Raw genomic sequence first — 16,501 nt, 5'->3', positions numbered from 1 at the left:
AGCAATTCACTCTTAAAAAAGTCCGCCGTTTTGCTGTTTCTCAAAAAACTCGTCTACGAGTAATGGTTCAGTCTGCGCTGCTTTCACGGCAAGTTGATCACATATTTCATTTTCAAGATGTCCGGCATGACCTTTAACCCAATGAAAAGTAGTTTGGTGTGTTTTAATTAAAGGAACCATTCTTTTCCACAGATCATTATTTTTAACATTCTTAAATCCTTTTTTGATCCACCCAAAGATCCATTTCTGATTAATAGCGTCAGAAACATATTTGCTGTCGGTGAAAATGTGGATATCGTTATCGGTGGATTTTAGTTTTTCCAACGCCGTGATGACCGCCAGTAATTCCATACGGTTATTGGTTGTCAGGCGAAAACCTTGAGCGTATCTTTTTTCGTAATTTTTTTCGGGAACCTTCATCACGATTCCGTAACCGCCTTTTCCAGGATTTCCACTACAAGCGCCGTCGGTATAAATTTCTATTCTAAGACTCATTCCTAAAATTGAAAATCGTCATCATCATCCAAATCATTCATCGAAGAGCCGGAAAGGTTTTGTTTGCTAGGCAAGTCAAACGCAGCACCTGGATCAATGGTGGTTTTAATTTTCTCAAAACCGCCTGGTGTATCTTGTTGTCCGAAGTTGGAGGACTGATAACCATAACCGCCGCTACCGCCAAATAGATCGAGGTCGCCAAATTTCGCTATATTTTTATGGAAAGACATTCTTACATCTGCAGTCGCACCGTTACGGTGTTTTGCGATGATTAACTCTGCCTGATTTTCAGTGGAAGATTCGCCGCCGTCTTCATCATTATCCCAAGTGGTTATTTTATAATATTCCGGACGGAAGATAAAGGATACGATGTCGGCATCCTGTTCAATTGCTCCGGATTCACGAAGGTCAGAAAGCATCGGTCTTTTTCCTGGTCTTGTTTCTACACTTCTCGAAAGCTGTGAAAGTGCAACTACAGGAACGTTCAGTTCTTTGGCGATCGCTTTTAGGGAACGGGAGATCATGGCGATTTCCTGCTCACGGTTTCCGGCACCACCTTTACCAGAGTTGGCGGTCATTAATTGAAGATAATCGACCATGATGATTTTCACACCATGCTGCATCACTAATCTTCTACATTTTGCACGGAAATCAAAGACGGAAAGTGAAGGTGTTTCATCAATATATAAAGGCGCATTTTCTAAGGCCGAAACATTGGAAAACAGTCGTTGCCATTCTTCATCAGACATTTGTCCTTTTCTTAATTTCTCAGAAGATATTCCCGTTTCTGAGGCGATCATTCTGGTAATCAATTGAACCGAGGCCATTTCAAGCGAGAATAAAGCCATTGGAATATTATGTTCTACCGCGATATTCCTGGCCATAGAAAGTAGAAAGGCAGTTTTCCCCATCGCTGGACGAGCTGCGATAATAATTAAATCTGAATTTTGCCAACCACCGGTTTCCTTGTCAATATCTTTAAATCCAGAGGGGATTCCAGAGATCCCTTCTTTGTCCTTTAAGGCTTTGATGGTTTCAATTGCCTGAGTTACCAAAGTATTGGCAGTATCGAAACCTTTCTTAATCGTGTCGTTGGTGATTTCGAAAAAGGATTGTTCTGCTTTGTCTAGTAGTTCGAAAACGTCTGTAGATTCTTTATACGCGCTGTCGATAACGTTGGCAGAAACATTAATTAAACTTCGTAAAATAAATTTCTCCAAGATCACCCGAACATGATATTCGATATGGGCACTGGACGAAACGCCCATTGTTAAATCGATGATATAATGGTCGCCACCAGCCAGGTTTAATTTCTCCGTTTTCTTTAATTCCTGAATCACCGTCATTAAATCGACGGGATGATTTCCTTCAAACAACTTAACAATAGCACGGAAAATCTCTTGATGTCGCGGATCGTAGAATACATCTGCCGTCAATAGATCGATGGAATAATCCAATCCTTTTTTATCAATTAAAAAAGTTCCGATAACGAGCTTCTCGAATTCTATTGCATTTGGAGGCATTTTGCCATCGGAAATCGAAAGTTCCTTAGCGAAATTTCCATGAATTAATGAAGATAAAGTTTCCTTTTGTGCCATGTGACAAAGATAGTTTTTTTAAGTTTTTGTTCTGAATATTTAATCAACAATATCTTCTATATCGTCGTCAATACGTTGTTTGTTAGTTTGTTGCGATGTTGATAAGTCAAAAGGCATCGGGTCGTTCTTTTAGCCCGGATCGCAATGAAAATCCTTTTTTTGCCTTGGCCAAAGGTAGGGCAAAAAAGATTGTAGTGAAGAGCCGGTCTTAACTGGTAAGAAGCGAAACTCTTGATGCTCCTAAATAGTTAATAGTTCATTTTGCGAAGTTTTGGAACGGTGGTTCCGACTAAAAGTGCAATCAAAACGGTCATGGTTCCACCAAAAACGACGGAACGCACCACTCCGAGAAGTTTGGCTGCGACGCCACTTTCGAACTGTCCCATTTCGTTGCTCGACATAATGAAGATTGAATTCACACTCAAAACTCGACCACGAATATGATCTGGCGTTTTCAGTTGAACAATCGTGCCGCGGATGACGACTGAACTTCCGTCGAGCATTCCGCTGGCAACCAATAGGAAAAAAGAGAGCCAATAGAGTTGTGAAAGTCCGAATCCAATGATGCATAAACCAAACCCTGCAACGGCGATAAGAAGAATTTTCCCTTGGTTTTTCTTTAAAGGAACAAAGGCTAGAAATAAAATAATGCACATTGAACCGATGTCGGAAGCGGCATTAAGTAAGCCAAAACCTTCGGCGCCGACCTTTAAAATATCAGTGGCGAAAACCGGAATCATAGCGACGGCACCGCCAAAAAGAACGGCGAACATGTCGAGACAAAGTGCACCCAGAATTTCTTTGGTTTTGTAAATGTAGGCGATTCCTTCGCGCATGCTTTGGACCACGCCCATTTTTCGGTCGCTGATTTCAGACGGATGCTTGTTGAGAAGCCAGAAAAAGAGAGATGAAAAAATCATTAAACCTACGATGACGAGAATGGTTTCGGGAATGTGAATCCAGCCAATTAGAAATCCACCTAAAGCATGGCCAGAAACTGAAGCCGTGAGAAAGGTCGCTTGGTTTAAAGTGATCGCATTCGGAAGTTGTTCTCGACTGACAATTTTTGGAATCATCGACGGAACAATGGGACCGATAAAAGCACGACAAAATCCTGTGCAAAAAATGATGGCGTAAATAAAATAAGAAATGTGGATATTACTTAAATGAAAATGACTGCTCCCAAAAAATGCCAATATCGCAAGTAAGCCGATGAGGAAAACGTAGGCGTAATTGAAAATTAATAAGAGTCTTTTCTTTTCAGAATTATCGATCACGTGACCTGCATAAAGTGCAGTAGAAACTGCGGGAATAACTTCTGATAAACCAATTAAGCCAATCGCAAAAGGGTCTTTGGTCAATTGATAAACCCACCAACCCATTAATGTTGCCAACATTCTGAAAGACAGAATTAGAAAAAATCGTCCCGTCATGAGATTTCGGAACTCGGGGATTTTTAAGGTTTGAATGGGTTTTAGTGAAAACATTTTGCAAAAGTAAATTTTAGAAATGAAAAATCATTGCAGATGAGCTGATAGATTTTCATTTTTTTGTCACAATTTCACTGATTTGTTATTTGCCCTTTTTCTAACGAATTATTCTTTTGTTGAAGTTTTTGAATTTCATATCCGTGCAGCCGCGACTTTGATAGAACACATTGATTTTAAATTAAAAATTTATCTTTGGAAAATGAATTGGATTTTACTCATTATCGGTGGCTTATTTGAAACCGGATTTGCCACGTGCCTTGGAAAAGCGCAGGAGACTACTGGAAAGGAAAGTTATTTCTGGTGGGCTGGTTTCGTGATTTCTCTTTTTCTGAGTATGTTTTTATTGTACAAAGCAATTTCTGTTGGCGCCAGTCCTATTCCGATTGGAACGGCGTACGCGGTTTGGACTGGAATCGGAGCTGTTGGTGCAGTTTTTATGGGAATGTTTATTTTCAATGAACCTGCGACTTTTTGGCGAATGTTTTTTGTGTTTACCTTGATTGCTTCCGTAGTTGGATTGAAAGTGGTTTCTAATTAGAATCTACTTCTTAAAACTTTCCAGAAAATCACCAATTTTTCGGTCGTTTGCTAAACGTGGAATTTTATTTTGTCCGCCTAATTTACCTTCCGATTTGGCATAATCCTGAAAAGCATTTTTCTTCAAGGAACTGATCATTAAAGGTTGCAAGATTTTACCAGAAATTAAATCATCGTAATACGCATTCCTTTTCCGCATTTCATCATCTAAGTTATTTCTAAAGGTTTCTAAATCTGCAGGTTCTTTTTCAAACTCGATAAACCATTCATGGTAAGGTAATCCCGATGTTGGATTGACCTGTGGAGCAAGATGAAATTCCGTGATCTGTGCCGGAAATTTTTCAACGGTGGCTTTCAATGCTTCTTCTACTTCAAAGGCAATAACGTGTTCACCAAAAGCCGAGGTAAAATGTTTGGTCCTTCCGGAAACTAATATCCGGTAAGGATCCTTAGAAATAAACCGAACCACATCGCCGATGGAATAAGCCCAAAGTCCAGAATTGGTGGTCAGGATTAAAGCGTAATCTTTATGAAGTTCAATATCTTTTAAAGTCAATCTCTTAGCCTCAGGTTTCCCATATTCTTCCAGTGAAATAAATTCGTAGAAAATTCCGTGATTCGTTAAAAGCAGCAAGCCTTCTTTTTGATAATCATCCTGGAACGCAAAAAACCCTTCACTCGCTGGGAATGTCTGCACGGTGTCTACCGGTTTTCCAAGCAGTTCATTCATCTTGTCGCGATACGGTTCGTAATTAACGCCACCGGTGATGATCAATTGAAGGTTCGGGAAAAGTTCTGTTATTTTCTTTCCGTTTCGTTCAATTAGCTTTTCAAAATACATAATCAACCACGGTGGAATTCCCGAAATCAAAGTCATGTTTTCTTTTTCGGTTTCCTTTACAATCGCATCAACTTTCTCTTCCCAGTCTTCGATGAGGTTGGTTTCTAAACTCGGCAAACGGTTTTTTTGTAAGTAAGAAGGAACGTGGTGAGCCACAATTCCAGACAATCGTCCGGTCTTAATTCCGTTTACTTCTTCCAATTCAGGACTTCCCTGGATAAAAATCATTTTACCACTCACGAAATCTGCGTTGTTCTTTTGAGCAATGTAATGAAAGATGGCACTTTGGGCTGCGGCAACCTGGTAAGGCATTCCTTCTTTAGAGATAGGAATATATTTGGACCCGGAAGTGGTGCCTGAAGTTTTCGCAAAATACTCGGGTGTTTCGGTCCAGAGAATTTGTCTTTGTCCTTTTTTTACTTTTTCAATATAAGGCTTTAGGTCTTCATAATCAGCAACATGAACTTGTGTTTGAAAGTCGTGAATGGTTTTTATGTTTTCAAATTGATGAGCTCGGCCAAACAAAGTTTTCTCTGCAGTTCTTACCAAAGAAAGTAAAAGTACCTCTTGATCTTTGATCGCATTTTGTTTAAAAGTCTGCGTTCCTTTAACGTGATTTTTTGCCCAGATTAAAGCGATATTTTTCTTAATGAAATTGATCATGACGCAAATTTAAGGCATTTTAGAAATAAAGTCTTAATCCTAAAGTAAAATTAAGCAACGTCGGTTTTGAATAGTATTTGTCGGCTTCAGGGTTATCGATTGTTGTACCAGTAGAGAGAAAATATAATCTCGGCGAACCCAAAACATAAAGAGAATTATTTTTGGTAATGCTGTAAAGTCCTTTTGCTCCAAGAACGAAAGCAGTTCCGCCTTCGCTAAATCCATCGGTCCTGTAATCTGATTTGCTCTTAATCTGCATGTTTGCGACACCGATATTCCCTTCGATTTGAAATTTTTCTGTGGCGTGATAGCGGTATAATGCTAAAATTTCAAAAGTTGTAAGTGCAGGATTTCTAAGATCTCCAAAAACTGAAACATCTTTTACCTCGGTAAACCCTTTATGAAATTCAAAACCTAAACCGAAATTTTTATAAATTATTCCGGTAATTCCCGCACCGAAACCCGTAAAGGTTCCAAGACCTTCAGAAATGAAATTGTTTCCTAAACCAGAGTAAGTGTTGCCCTGCAATTCAAAAGAGAAATTGTCTTTTTGAGCAAATATACTTCCTGAAACTAACAGGAAAAGAAATACATATTTTTTCATGGTTCGATGGTTATTTGGGTGAATTTAAAATAGGTTTTTTCAGGTAAAACGATATAGAGAGAATCATAAGATAATTTGCAGTCTGGTTGAATAGCGCTAAATGATTTTATCTTTTTGCCAAATGATAAATATTTATAGGCGGTTGTACCAGGACCACCCAGTTTGAAAGTTCCGTCGGCAAGTGGTTTTGTTTCTGAGATCAAAATATTATCTGAAATCAGTTTAATCTGAACTCCAGCTGCGTTGGCAGAAATGACTTTCCCTTCGACAAAAATTCGGGAGTCATTGCTGTACTCTGCTTGTTGACAACTGTTTGGAGACATCAGGAAAAAGGCGCTCAAAACATGACTTAAAAATAAAATAGTTTTCATTAGAATAAATTTTAGAAGTTATAGCGATATCCGAGATTCAAACTTAAGAAAGTTGATCGATTATAAAATTTCTGAATTTCTGAATTTTCATTATAAATATTCGTGAAATAAAAATTGACTTTTGCAGCAACAAAAACCTGCTGGTAACCTTCGCGATCCAAAGTGTACAAAGCTTTTCCACCGAGATTAAAACCCGTTGCGTTGTCTTTTAATTTTTCGTTTTTTCCATCTATTAATAAGTTGGTTTGTCGATAAAAACTGAACCCAGCCATTTCTTCAATGGAGAAATCTTCAGAAATAATTTCACGATGGGTAACATATAGATCAATGTTGGTAATGGTCGGCGAGCCAATGTTACCATAGAGGTTTTGCTCTCCATATTTTACATTAGAAAAAAGAACGTTGTAATCTAGTCCAACTCCAAAATTAACGGGCGTCATTAAGTTCCCACCAAAGCCAAAACCATAAAACGGCATAAGTAGTTTTGATAAATGATTATTGCCAATTGGTTTCATCACAATCATTTTCGCCTCAATATTAGAGACAACGTCCAATCCTTTTTTCTTATTCTGTCCAAAAAGAAAAGTAGAAACGCCGAAAATTATTAAAAATGTAATTCTCATGGTTCTACAATTATTTCGTTAAAAGTGATATAAGTTATTCCTGTCGGAACGAGAATTTCCAAACTATCTCCGGAAATCGTACAACCTGTTTTCGAAGCGGTGAAAGATTTAATTTTTTTGTTTAAGACCAAAGAAAATGAATCGTTTAACAAAGGACCTGACAAAACGAATTCTCCGGCATTCGTAGGAATTGTTTCTGCGATATTTTTATCATCACTTTTAAGCAGGATGGCTATTTTATTATAATCCAGTTGGGTGCCTGTAATCTTTCCCTCCACGTACGCACGGGCGTTATCGCGATTTTCTGACGCGCAACTACTAAAAGTAGTGACTAACACAACAATGGTCAAGGTGAATAAAAACCGCATAATTTTTTTTTAAAGATATAAAAAAAGCCCCGAAATAAATTGCGGGGCTTCTCCGGTATTAACTGGATTTATTTTGTTTTATATCTTCTGTCCGGTGTACCGTCTTTTTTAAGTCGTTGGTTCGCTTTAAACCTTTTGTCGGGCGTTCCGTTTTTTTTAAGTTTAACCGCTGAACTTGTCGGTGCTGGTTTGGCTGCTATTACTTTGGATTTTGCAACGTCCTGTTTTTTTACAGTGTTCATTTTTTCAACCTTAGTAGGAGCTAGGGTTGTCGATTTTACGGGCGTAGTCTGTTGTGCATTAGCCAAAGTAAGTCCTAGAACTAAGGACATGAAAGTGATTGTTTTTTTCATTGATAAGTATTTAAATATTTGCCATTTAACATTGTAAAAGTAAATAATTCAACCAAATGGGTTTGATTATAAGTTCATTTTAACCAAAATTTAACGTGGTGGTCAATATCGAATTAGTTGGATACATATTAAAAGCAAAAAACTGCTTCAAATAAATGAAACAGTTTTATATATAAAGTTGCTTAAGATTATCTTGAACCGTTTGCAGTCCAAATTTTCCCGTCTCTTGTGTAAGCTATTTTTAGGGTGTTATTGTCGATTCTGATATACGCACTTTCGGTAGAACCTACCATCACCAAGACATTATCACCTTCTTGCTTAAATTCAACTCCGTTTAGATCTGGAATTCCATCAGAAAATCGGAAGTTATATTTGGTTCCGCTTGCAATTTTAGTTACGAAAACGCTTCCGTTATCTTTTGTAATTGTTGAAGAACCATCAAAATAAGAGATGTTCCCTTTATACGTTCCTGCAAAAAAGTCGTTGTCTACAGGATCATCGTCGCTTCTGCAAGATGACATTGCAAAGATTGAAAATACCAAAAGAAATAATCCGAAAAATTTCATCACCTTCTTGACTGTTGATTTTCGGTTGTTTTCTAAAATTGTTGATTTCATAATATTTTTTTTTATTGGTAGCGATGTCTCAAACGTAATGCCATTGATCGATAAATTATAGAATGTTATATGCTATTAATACAAGTTCTAGAGCTACTGTATAATGACGGTATTAATCCTGTCAGCCAAATATGCTTTTAAAAAAGTGGTAAGAAATAATTCTTTAAATTTGCACGTTCAAACGATTTCGGAAAAGTCCCGAAATCGCTTTTCCGTTTTGTAATCAGTCCTTTTTCGATTTAATTTATGCAGTTAAAAAACATTACAGAAACATTTGTTCCCCAACTTCTACATTTAGGATTTGGTCAAGAATTGTTTACCCAACTCGATCATAATAAACACCTTGCTGTAAAGTCTTTTGCAGGATCTTCACCCGCCGTTTTCGCAGCAGAATTATTTCTGATTAAAAAGAAATCGCTTCTGTTTTTAACGGATGATAAAGAAGATGCGCTATATGTTACTGCAGAACTTGAAGATTTGTTGGGCAAAGAAAATGTTCTTTATTTTCCTCCGACTCATTTGGAACCTTATCAGATTGAGAAAACTCAAAACGCTAATTTGGTTTTAAGAACTGAAGTTTTGAATAGAATTCATAACGATAAAAAACCACGGGTCATGATTGCGCCTTTTGCTTCATTGGCAGAAAGGGTGATGAAGAAAGATGATTTCAAAGCGATTTCTCACACCATAAAAACGGGTGATCAACTGGACTTTAATTTTACGGAAGAATTGCTTCATCAGTTTAATTTCAATCATACCGATTTCGTTTCTGAACCAGGCGAATTTTCAGTGAGAGGTGGAATTGTAGATGTCTTTTCTTACTCTAATGAAGAACCGTATCGAATTACTTTTTTCGGTAATGAAGTGGATAGCATCAAGACTTTTGATATTGAAACGCAACTCTCAAAAGAGAAGATCAAAGAATTTCAGTTAGTTTCCAATATGAATTTTTCTGCACAGGGAACCAAAGTTTCTTTGTTTGATTTGGCACCGAAAGATTTAGTTGTCATTACGAAAAACGCTTTTGTCGGTTTTAATTTTATTAAAAACTTTTACGAAAAGGCAGAAACGAAGTTCGGAACATTGAATACGGAAATCCGACAATTACCTCCCACAGAGCTTTTCGTTTCCGAAGAAGACTTCATCAAAGACATCAACAAATTTGAGTGGATCGATTTTACTTTACAGGAAGTGAAAGGAAGTGATGGCGAAATTATTCAACTGAATCAAACACCACAGCCAAGTTTCCATAAAAAGTTTGAACTTCTACTCGAAGATCTAGAAGAAAAACAAAATGATGGTTTTCAAACCTGGATCTCATTTTCTACCGAAAAACAGAAAGAACGATTAGAATCGATTTTTGAAGAATTGATATCCCAACAAACTTCTTCAGATGATGAAAATGATTCAAAAGATCTTGCAGAGAAAAAAGCAAAATTTTTATTCAAGTCTTTTAAATCAGAACTGCACGAAGGTTTTGTTGATCTGGATCATAAAATTTCAGTGTACACCGATCATCAGATCTTTGATCGTTATCAAAGATATAAAGCCAAGAACTCGTTTGCCAAATCGGAACAGATCACGCTGAAAGATCTGATGCAGATGAAAGTCGGCGATTATATCACGCACATCGACCACGGCATCGGAAAATTCATGGGTTTGGTGAAGGTGAATAATAATGGTAAAATTCAGGAATGTTTTAAACTGACTTATAAAAATGGAGATTTGCTTTATGTAAGCATTCATTCTTTAAATAAAATTTCAAAATACAACGGCCCCGACGGACGTGAAATTGTTTTATCAAAATTGGGTTCTCCTGCCTGGAAAACTTTAAAGCAAAAAACAAAAGCGAAAGTAAAACAGATTGCTTTTGACTTGATCCGTTTATATGCAGAGCGAAAAACAGCCAGAGGTTTTGCGTTTACACCAGATACTTATTTACAAAATGAACTGGAAGCCAGCTTTATTTACGAAGACACGCCAGATCAGGAAAAGGCAACGATCGATGTAAAAACAGATATGGAAAATGATTCCGTTATGGATCGTCTAATTTGCGGCGATGTAGGTTTCGGAAAAACGGAGATTGCGATTAGAGCAGCTTTTAAAGCGGCAACCGATGGGAAGCAAACAGCAATTTTAGTTCCGACCACTATTCTGGCATTTCAACATTATCGAAGTTTTACAGAGCGATTGAAAGATTTTCCGGTTACGATTTCTTACATGAACCGATTCCGGTCGGCGAAGCAGAAAGCAGAAACTTTAGCTGGTTTAGCTGATGGTAAAATTGATATCGTAATTGGAACGCATCAATTGGTGGGAAGTTCAGTGAAATTTAAAGATCTCGGTCTTCTAATTATTGATGAAGAACATAAATTCGGGGTTTCAGTTAAAGATAAATTGAAAACGATGAAAAACAATGTTGATACTTTAACATTGACGGCGACCCCTATTCCTAGAACATTGCAATTTTCATTAATGGCGGCTCGGGATTTATCCGTTATTAAAACTCCACCGCCAAATCGTCAACCTGTGGAAACTCAGATTGTAGGTTGGGATGAAGAGATGATTCGTGATGCAATTTCGTATGAACTTCAAAGAGATGGTCAGGTTTATTTCATTAATAATAGAATTGAAAATTTAAAAGATATTGCAGGTTTAATTCAACGCTTAGTTCCTGATGCTAAAGTGATTACAGGTCACGGACAGATGGACGGTAAGCAATTGGAACGCAACGTTCTCGATTTTATGGAAGGAAAATATGACGTTTTGGTTTCGACGACGATTATCGAAAGTGGAGTGGATGTACCGAATGCGAATACGATCTTCATTAATGATGCTCAACGTTTCGGGATGGCAGATGTTCACCAGATGCGCGGTCGTGTCGGACGAAGCAATCGGAAAGCCTTTTGTTTTTTAATCACCCCGCCGTTTGATATGGTCACTCCAGATGCCCGAAAAAGATTAGAAGCGATTGAGCAGTTTTCAGATTTAGGAAGCGGTTTTCAGATTGCGATGAAGGATTTAGAAATTCGTGGCGCTGGAGATTTGTTGGGCGGTGAACAAAGTGGTTTCATTAATGAAATGGGCTTTGATACGTATCAGAAAATCATGCAGGAAGCTTTGGAAGAACTTCAGAATGATGAGGAGTTTGAAGATCTTTTTGATAATGAAGAAGACCGTAAGAAACTCTTTAAATCAACCAAAGAAGTTAATATTGATACTGATTTAGAGTTGATGTTACCCGATTCTTATGTTCAAAGTATTGAAGAGCGATTGTCATTATATCAAAAATTAGCAGAAATTGAGAACAAAGAAGATCTGCATAAATTGGAACTGGAACTCGTTGACCGTTTTGGCGCTTTGCCATCGGAAGCCATCAATCTTTTAAAATCGGTAGAACTAAAATGGATAGCTGCCGATATCGGTTTTGATAAGATCGTTGTGAAGAACGGAACTTTCCTCGGATATTTTCCGCCTAATCCACAAGACAAGTTTTATCAAAGTGAAAAATTCAGGAATATTATTTCTTACTTATCGAAGAATCCGAAGGAAGCTACTTTAAAAGAAAAAACCAGCAAAGAAGGAAATCAATTAATGATGCGCAAAGAAAATGTGCAAAATGTAGATGAGGTGAATGCTGTTTTGGAAAGGATTTTAGCGAATTAAAACGTTCAATATAATTTCTAAAAAAAGAGTACTTTTGCTCAAATGTTTTTTAATAATGAAAAAATTAATAGGTTTTCTAAGTTTTATTTTCAGCTTGGTCATTTTATTTTCGTGCGAACCAGGACGTGCTGAAAATGGCGATCTGCTGTTCGGAGTGAATGAGCCGGGTCAAAACGGTGGAGGTACAGGGCAAACCAAGCTATTGAAAAGGATGACTGCCACCAACAGCGATGGCGAAATCTCTACGATCAATTATAATTATAATTCTGGAATTCTCAGTAGCATCAATGTTGACGAAGATGGGGACCAGATCGATATTTTTTTGACCTATGATAAAGATAAACTATCTCAGATGGTACTGAACCAGATGGATGGTGCAACGATCGTTAACGCTACTACAAATCTTATTTATACCAACGGAAAATTAACTGGCAGCACCGGAAAGATGGAAGCTGGCGGAGAAGAACTATCTAGAAATGAAACTAACTTCACTTACGATACTGCAGGTAAACTGAAAATGATTACGACATCGATTCTGCAGGAAGACATAGACAATCCCGGCACCTACACCGAGTTTTCTAAGCTTGTGAGCGAGCTTCTTTTTGTGGGAAATAATATTTCTTCCTGGAAAATGACAACTTCTGTGAATGCTCCACCTCCATTTAATATTCCACCGATTGTATTTGAGGTAAAGTTGAGCAATTACGACACTTTCAAAAACCCTTTGGCAACATTGCCACTTGAATTTAATATTGCCGGAGCGCATTTTCTTGTAGGCACCAATTCAGTTCAGGGTTTATCTTCAAATAATTATAAAACTGCATCCGTTAAGACCGATGGTGTTGGAGATCCTGTAAATTACGTTTATAGCTACGATGGAGATGATTATCCAACTGTGGCTACAGCGAGTCAGGCAGTTTTAAAATATGAATATATTAAGCGATAATTTTTACTGAAATGAAATACCTGATTGTAGGTCTCGGAAATAAAGGCGAAGAATACGTAGAAACCCGGCATAACGTCGGGTTTAAAGTTGCTGAAAAAATTGCAGAAACCATTGAGGCACCATTTAAATCATCTAATTTTGGTTTGATGGCAGAAGGAAAATATAAAGGCAGAAAAGTCTTTATTCTGAAGCCAGATACCTATATGAATCTTTCTGGGAACGCCGTTCGTTTTTGGCTGCAGAAAGAAAATATACCTGTCGAGAATTTAATGATTGTGACCGATGATTTGTCTTTGCCTTTTGGAACATTAAGAATGAAAATGAAAGGTTCTGATGCGGGACACAACGGATTGAAAAGCATTCAGGAACAATTGCAAACTCAAAATTATCCACGCTTAAGATTTGGGATTTCTGCAGAATTTTCTGAGGGAAGACAGGTCGATTATGTTTTAGGAAAATGGGAAGGTGAAGAAAAAGAAAAACTTCCCGAACGAATCGAGAAGTCTGCCAAAGCTTGTTTATCTTTTGTATTTGCTGGGATTCAGAATGCCATGACTTCTTTTAACGGAAAATAATTTCTTTAAAAGCGAAAACGGCATGTGTCTATTTTTATTTTCGCAGAGAATCTTAAATTTCTTAATCTAAAAATCTATTGATTTTTCTTAACCGATTGAGTAACGTCTTTATCTACTTTGTCTCAAAGACATAAACCTTAATCCTCTTAATTCCTTAATGTTGAAAGAATCCAAAGCTTTTTTCATCTTTAATTGTTGATCTTTTTCTTATATAAAAATAAGAATTGTTACTGCATATTTTTATTATTCTTTTTACTCATCACCCAATTCGAGTTGGTTAAGTTGTAGATTTTTTGAATGTCTTTCAGGATTTTTTCAAAGTCAATTTCTAAATCGATGATTTTTCCTGTTTTCATATCGAAAACCCAACCATGCACAATCGGATATTCGTCTACCAAATATTCTTCCTGCACACAAGCCATTTTAATAACGTTAATGCACTGTTCCTGAACATTCAGTTCTACCAATCGGTCGTAGCGTTTTTGTTCATCTTCAATCGAGTCCAGTTCTGCCTGATGCAAACGATACACATCACGAATAGTTCGCAACCACGGATTCAAAAGACCTAAATCTTCCGGTGTCATCGCAGCTTTTATTCCACCACAACCGTAATGTCCGCAAACGATAATATGTTTCACCTGAAGATGTTCTACAGCGTACTGAATTACCGCAGTGGCACTCATATCCAAAGTGTTTACGACGTTCGCAATGTTCCGATGAACAAAGAGTTCCCCCGGTTTCATTCCCATCATTTCCTCTGCAGAAACGCGACTGTCGGAACACCCGATATAAAGAAATTCAGGAGTTTGAGTAAGTGACAGATTTTTAAAGAAATCTGAACTGTCTTTAATTTGAGATTCTACCCATTTTTTATTATTTTCAAATATACTATCGATAGGTTTTTTCATATAGAATTAAAATTTGGTGAGCATTAAAATTTAATAAAGGATCATTTAGAACTATAAATGATCTGACACAAAAATAAGTTTTTTGTACTAAATGTAAGCGACTTCATTGAAAGATTGATACTTTTGTACGTAAATACAATTGAATGAAAAGTATCGTCCAAAAACTTTTGCCTACGCTTACCGAAGAAAATTATGCTGATGAATTCCGGAACTTGAAAATCGACAGTATTGATTTGGTTTCTTTGCGTGTGGAGATCGAAAATAAGTTGGGCAAAATGATTCCTAATAAAGAATGGCTTTCGTTCCATAATCTTCAGGACATTTTAAATTATTGCGATGGCGAAGGCTTTGTGAAATCGAAAACTATGGTGGCCACAATTGCAGAACCGATTAATGTAAAACGCAATTTCATCAATATGCCTCAATTATGCTTGGAGGCGCTTTCTGAAAACTGGCTTTTTAAAGAAGCCGGAAGTTTGCATTGGGATTTACTTTGTGAAGGTTTAGGAACTTCTTCATCTGAATTAAAAGATGATGTTGGAAACCGACTTTACGCCACATTTGTAAGAATTAGAATTGATGGAAACGGAAATTTAAACGATTTTAAAGAAAATAATCCCTTTGAGTTTAAAGCAGAACTTTCCCGTTTTGGAATGGGAATGTTTTTTAGCAACACTAATTTTGAGTCGCTCGATAACACTATTAAAATCGATATGATGACCAGTTTTTCTATTCGGAAATCAACGGGCGATAATAAAAGTTTAGCGAAAAGTCAACCAACGGTCGAACATTGTGAAATCAAGCAATATTCAGAATTTCCTGTGTTTGGTAATGAATATCGATTGATTAAAAAAAATGAACTGAAAACTTTCTTCTACAAAGATTATATCTTCCATCTTTCAGATGAGCAATTATATAGGTTCGAGTATTCCTTAAATCCTTATTATGATTTGAACGGCGTTGGGCTTTTGTATTTCGCGTCGTATCCGATCATCAATGATTTCTGTGAATTACAGTTTTTTAATTCGCAAGGCCAATTGAAGTGGGAAGAAAATTATTTTACTCTTTTTAGAGATGTGATGTATTACGCGAATTGTGATTCCCGCGACAAAATAATTTATGTTTTAAATTCGGTAGAAAACCTGTCAGAAAGCAGAGTGAAATTATGCAGTACTTTGATCCGTAAATCTGATGGAATGATGATGGCCAGAATCTTTACCATCAAACAGAGAAGAAATTCTTAAACCTTATTATTAATGTAACCTTCTGTTGCGTTGTGAATATTGAAAATTCGGCAAGGATTTCCGATGACCAAAGAATTGTCGGGAACATCTTCTGCCAGATAAACGTTCGGTGCAATTAAGACATTGTTTCCGATCGTAATTCCGCCTACGATTACTGCGTTGGGTCCGATCCACACTTCATCACCGATAATTGGGGTCCCAATAAATTTGCCACGATTTGCTTGAGCAATACTTACGCCTTGAGCGATGTTGCAGTTTTTGCCGATAATTACCTTTGGATTAATGGCCAGTAAACCCCAATGTCCGAGATATAAACCTTCACCGATCTGTGTTTCAGGATAGATTTGAAAACCATATTTAATCTGATAACGTCTCAGTACCAATCTCCAAAACTTTCCTAAAAATGAGTTTTTAGGATATTTCTGAGTCGTTCTTAAAAGGTAAATGAAATGAAGATTCGGATTGAAACATTTTTTAAATATTTCAAACTTAGAAAGCATCACGCCACTTTCGCGATAAAAATCTTTTTGAATGATGGAGTTTTTCATGAGTTTACAAAAGTAACGTTTTTGTCATTCTGAACGAAACAAAGTGTAGTGAAG

17 protein-coding genes are annotated in these 16,501 nt (G+C 37.0%); 5 read left to right on the top strand and 12 right to left on the bottom strand.

Annotated elements, in window-relative coordinates; genetic code table 11:
• Positions 1-12: 12 nt before the first annotated feature.
• The 3 genes from rnhA to ACEYOS_RS05125 all read right to left on the bottom strand — a co-directional run bounded on the left by rnhA (position 13) and on the right by ACEYOS_RS05125 (position 3,580).
• Positions 13-495 carry a ribonuclease HI gene (gene rnhA, locus ACEYOS_RS05135; RefSeq protein ID WP_373709580.1) on the bottom strand — a complete coding sequence of 161 codons (483 nt, stop codon included), beginning with the start codon at positions 493-495 and terminating at the stop codon, positions 13-15.
• Positions 496-497: 2 nt separating this feature from the next.
• Positions 498-2,093 (bottom strand): replicative DNA helicase, encoded by a 1,596-nt coding sequence (gene dnaB / locus ACEYOS_RS05130; RefSeq protein ID WP_373709581.1) that lies wholly within the window; start codon positions 2,091-2,093, stop codon positions 498-500.
• Between the two features lie 248 nt (positions 2,094-2,341).
• On the bottom strand, positions 2,342-3,580 hold the full coding sequence (locus ACEYOS_RS05125) for an MFS transporter (RefSeq protein ID WP_373709582.1): 1,239 nt from the start codon (positions 3,578-3,580) through the stop codon (positions 2,342-2,344).
• 202 nt (positions 3,581-3,782) lie between these two features.
• Here ACEYOS_RS05125 and ACEYOS_RS05120 point away from each other — a divergent pair, with 202 nt between their 5' ends.
• Positions 3,783-4,121 carry a multidrug efflux SMR transporter gene (locus ACEYOS_RS05120; protein ID WP_373709583.1) on the top strand — a complete coding sequence of 113 codons (339 nt, stop codon included), beginning with the start codon at positions 3,783-3,785 and terminating at the stop codon, positions 4,119-4,121.
• Between the two features lie 3 nt (positions 4,122-4,124).
• On the opposite strand, the gene ACEYOS_RS05115 is transcribed toward ACEYOS_RS05120, so the two are convergent.
• The 7 genes from ACEYOS_RS05115 to ACEYOS_RS05085 form a co-directional block, all read right to left on the bottom strand.
• On the bottom strand, positions 4,125-5,624 hold the full coding sequence (locus ACEYOS_RS05115; protein ID WP_373709584.1) for a GH3 auxin-responsive promoter family protein: 1,500 nt from the start codon (positions 5,622-5,624) through the stop codon (positions 4,125-4,127).
• A gap of 19 nt (positions 5,625-5,643) precedes the next feature.
• The gene (locus ACEYOS_RS05110; RefSeq protein ID WP_373709585.1) at positions 5,644-6,228 is read right to left on the bottom strand and encodes a hypothetical protein; all 585 of its coding nucleotides are present in this window, start codon (positions 6,226-6,228) and stop codon (positions 5,644-5,646) included.
• Positions 6,225-6,599 carry a hypothetical protein gene (locus tag ACEYOS_RS05105; RefSeq protein ID WP_373709586.1) on the bottom strand — a complete coding sequence of 125 codons (375 nt, stop codon included), beginning with the start codon at positions 6,597-6,599 and terminating at the stop codon, positions 6,225-6,227. Before ACEYOS_RS05105 ends, ACEYOS_RS05110 begins: the two co-directional genes overlap by 4 nt.
• Before the next feature lie 11 nt (positions 6,600-6,610).
• Positions 6,611-7,222 (bottom strand): hypothetical protein, encoded by a 612-nt coding sequence (locus ACEYOS_RS05100; RefSeq protein WP_373709587.1) that lies wholly within the window; start codon positions 7,220-7,222, stop codon positions 6,611-6,613.
• Positions 7,219-7,590, bottom strand: coding sequence for a hypothetical protein (locus ACEYOS_RS05095; protein ID WP_373709588.1), 372 nt, complete (start codon positions 7,588-7,590; stop codon positions 7,219-7,221). The genes ACEYOS_RS05100 and ACEYOS_RS05095 overlap by 4 nt, the downstream gene beginning before the upstream one ends.
• Positions 7,591-7,658: 68 nt before the next feature.
• Positions 7,659-7,943: a hypothetical protein gene (locus ACEYOS_RS05090; RefSeq protein ID WP_373709589.1), complete on the bottom strand. Its 285-nt coding sequence runs from the start codon at positions 7,941-7,943 to the stop codon at positions 7,659-7,661.
• A gap of 188 nt (positions 7,944-8,131) precedes the next feature.
• Positions 8,132-8,560 (bottom strand): hypothetical protein, encoded by a 429-nt coding sequence (locus ACEYOS_RS05085; protein ID WP_373709590.1) that lies wholly within the window; start codon positions 8,558-8,560, stop codon positions 8,132-8,134.
• Positions 8,561-8,806: 246 nt separating this feature from the next.
• Between ACEYOS_RS05085 and mfd the strand changes: the two genes are divergently transcribed.
• Genes mfd through pth form a run of 3 tightly spaced genes read left to right on the top strand, consistent with a single transcriptional unit; the run spans position 8,807 to position 13,747 of the window.
• On the top strand, positions 8,807-12,226 hold the full coding sequence (gene mfd, locus ACEYOS_RS05080; RefSeq protein ID WP_373709591.1) for a transcription-repair coupling factor: 3,420 nt from the start codon (positions 8,807-8,809) through the stop codon (positions 12,224-12,226).
• A gap of 55 nt (positions 12,227-12,281) precedes the next feature.
• Positions 12,282-13,172, top strand: a complete 891-nt coding sequence (locus ACEYOS_RS05075; RefSeq protein WP_373709592.1) for a hypothetical protein — start codon at positions 12,282-12,284, stop codon at positions 13,170-13,172.
• 11 nt (positions 13,173-13,183) lie between these two features.
• On the top strand, positions 13,184-13,747 hold the full coding sequence (pth, locus tag ACEYOS_RS05070; RefSeq protein ID WP_373739182.1) for an aminoacyl-tRNA hydrolase: 564 nt from the start codon (positions 13,184-13,186) through the stop codon (positions 13,745-13,747).
• Between the two features lie 227 nt (positions 13,748-13,974).
• On the opposite strand, the gene ACEYOS_RS05065 is transcribed toward pth, so the two are convergent.
• Positions 13,975-14,655 (bottom strand): carbonic anhydrase, encoded by a 681-nt coding sequence (locus ACEYOS_RS05065; protein WP_373709594.1) that lies wholly within the window; start codon positions 14,653-14,655, stop codon positions 13,975-13,977.
• 143 nt (positions 14,656-14,798) lie between these two features.
• Between ACEYOS_RS05065 and ACEYOS_RS05060 the strand changes: the two genes are divergently transcribed.
• Positions 14,799-15,899: a Pnap_2097 family protein gene (locus ACEYOS_RS05060; protein WP_373709595.1), complete on the top strand. Its 1,101-nt coding sequence runs from the start codon at positions 14,799-14,801 to the stop codon at positions 15,897-15,899.
• Here ACEYOS_RS05060 and ACEYOS_RS05055 read toward each other — a convergent pair.
• The gene (locus tag ACEYOS_RS05055; protein ID WP_373709596.1) at positions 15,896-16,447 is read right to left on the bottom strand and encodes a serine acetyltransferase; all 552 of its coding nucleotides are present in this window, start codon (positions 16,445-16,447) and stop codon (positions 15,896-15,898) included. The genes ACEYOS_RS05060 and ACEYOS_RS05055 overlap by 4 nt on opposite strands.
• Positions 16,448-16,501: the final 54 nt, after the last annotated feature.

This window comes from Kaistella sp., assembly GCF_041824135.1.
In the GTDB taxonomy this organism is placed as follows: domain Bacteria; phylum Bacteroidota; class Bacteroidia; order Flavobacteriales; family Weeksellaceae; genus Kaistella.
The sequence above is the reverse complement of the archived record's forward strand: the minus strand, read 5'-3'. Positions and strand labels throughout refer to the sequence as shown.

What these genes read in the sequence shown, in the direction of transcription:
- rnhA (WP_373709580.1), bottom strand. Translation starts at nt 495, where the DNA reads ATGAGTCTTAGAATAGAAATTTATACCGACGGCGCTTGTAGTGGAAAT.
- dnaB (WP_373709581.1), bottom strand. Translation starts at nt 2,093, where the DNA reads ATGGCACAAAAGGAAACTTTATCTTCATTAATTCATGGAAATTTCGCT.
- ACEYOS_RS05125 (WP_373709582.1), bottom strand. Translation starts at nt 3,580, where the DNA reads ATGTTTTCACTAAAACCCATTCAAACCTTAAAAATCCCCGAGTTCCGA.
- ACEYOS_RS05120 (WP_373709583.1), top strand. Translation starts at nt 3,783, where the DNA reads ATGAATTGGATTTTACTCATTATCGGTGGCTTATTTGAAACCGGATTT.
- ACEYOS_RS05115 (WP_373709584.1), bottom strand. Translation starts at nt 5,624, where the DNA reads ATGATCAATTTCATTAAGAAAAATATCGCTTTAATCTGGGCAAAAAAT.
- ACEYOS_RS05110 (WP_373709585.1), bottom strand. Translation starts at nt 6,228, where the DNA reads ATGAAAAAATATGTATTTCTTTTCCTGTTAGTTTCAGGAAGTATATTT.
- ACEYOS_RS05105 (WP_373709586.1), bottom strand. Translation starts at nt 6,599, where the DNA reads ATGAAAACTATTTTATTTTTAAGTCATGTTTTGAGCGCCTTTTTCCTG.
- ACEYOS_RS05100 (WP_373709587.1), bottom strand. Translation starts at nt 7,222, where the DNA reads ATGAGAATTACATTTTTAATAATTTTCGGCGTTTCTACTTTTCTTTTT.
- ACEYOS_RS05095 (WP_373709588.1), bottom strand. Translation starts at nt 7,590, where the DNA reads ATGCGGTTTTTATTCACCTTGACCATTGTTGTGTTAGTCACTACTTTT.
- ACEYOS_RS05090 (WP_373709589.1), bottom strand. Translation starts at nt 7,943, where the DNA reads ATGAAAAAAACAATCACTTTCATGTCCTTAGTTCTAGGACTTACTTTG.
- ACEYOS_RS05085 (WP_373709590.1), bottom strand. Translation starts at nt 8,560, where the DNA reads ATGAAATCAACAATTTTAGAAAACAACCGAAAATCAACAGTCAAGAAG.
- mfd (WP_373709591.1), top strand. Translation starts at nt 8,807, where the DNA reads ATGCAGTTAAAAAACATTACAGAAACATTTGTTCCCCAACTTCTACAT.
- ACEYOS_RS05075 (WP_373709592.1), top strand. Translation starts at nt 12,282, where the DNA reads ATGAAAAAATTAATAGGTTTTCTAAGTTTTATTTTCAGCTTGGTCATT.
- pth (WP_373739182.1), top strand. Translation starts at nt 13,184, where the DNA reads ATGAAATACCTGATTGTAGGTCTCGGAAATAAAGGCGAAGAATACGTA.
- ACEYOS_RS05065 (WP_373709594.1), bottom strand. Translation starts at nt 14,655, where the DNA reads ATGAAAAAACCTATCGATAGTATATTTGAAAATAATAAAAAATGGGTA.
- ACEYOS_RS05060 (WP_373709595.1), top strand. Translation starts at nt 14,799, where the DNA reads ATGAAAAGTATCGTCCAAAAACTTTTGCCTACGCTTACCGAAGAAAAT.
- ACEYOS_RS05055 (WP_373709596.1), bottom strand. Translation starts at nt 16,447, where the DNA reads ATGAAAAACTCCATCATTCAAAAAGATTTTTATCGCGAAAGTGGCGTG.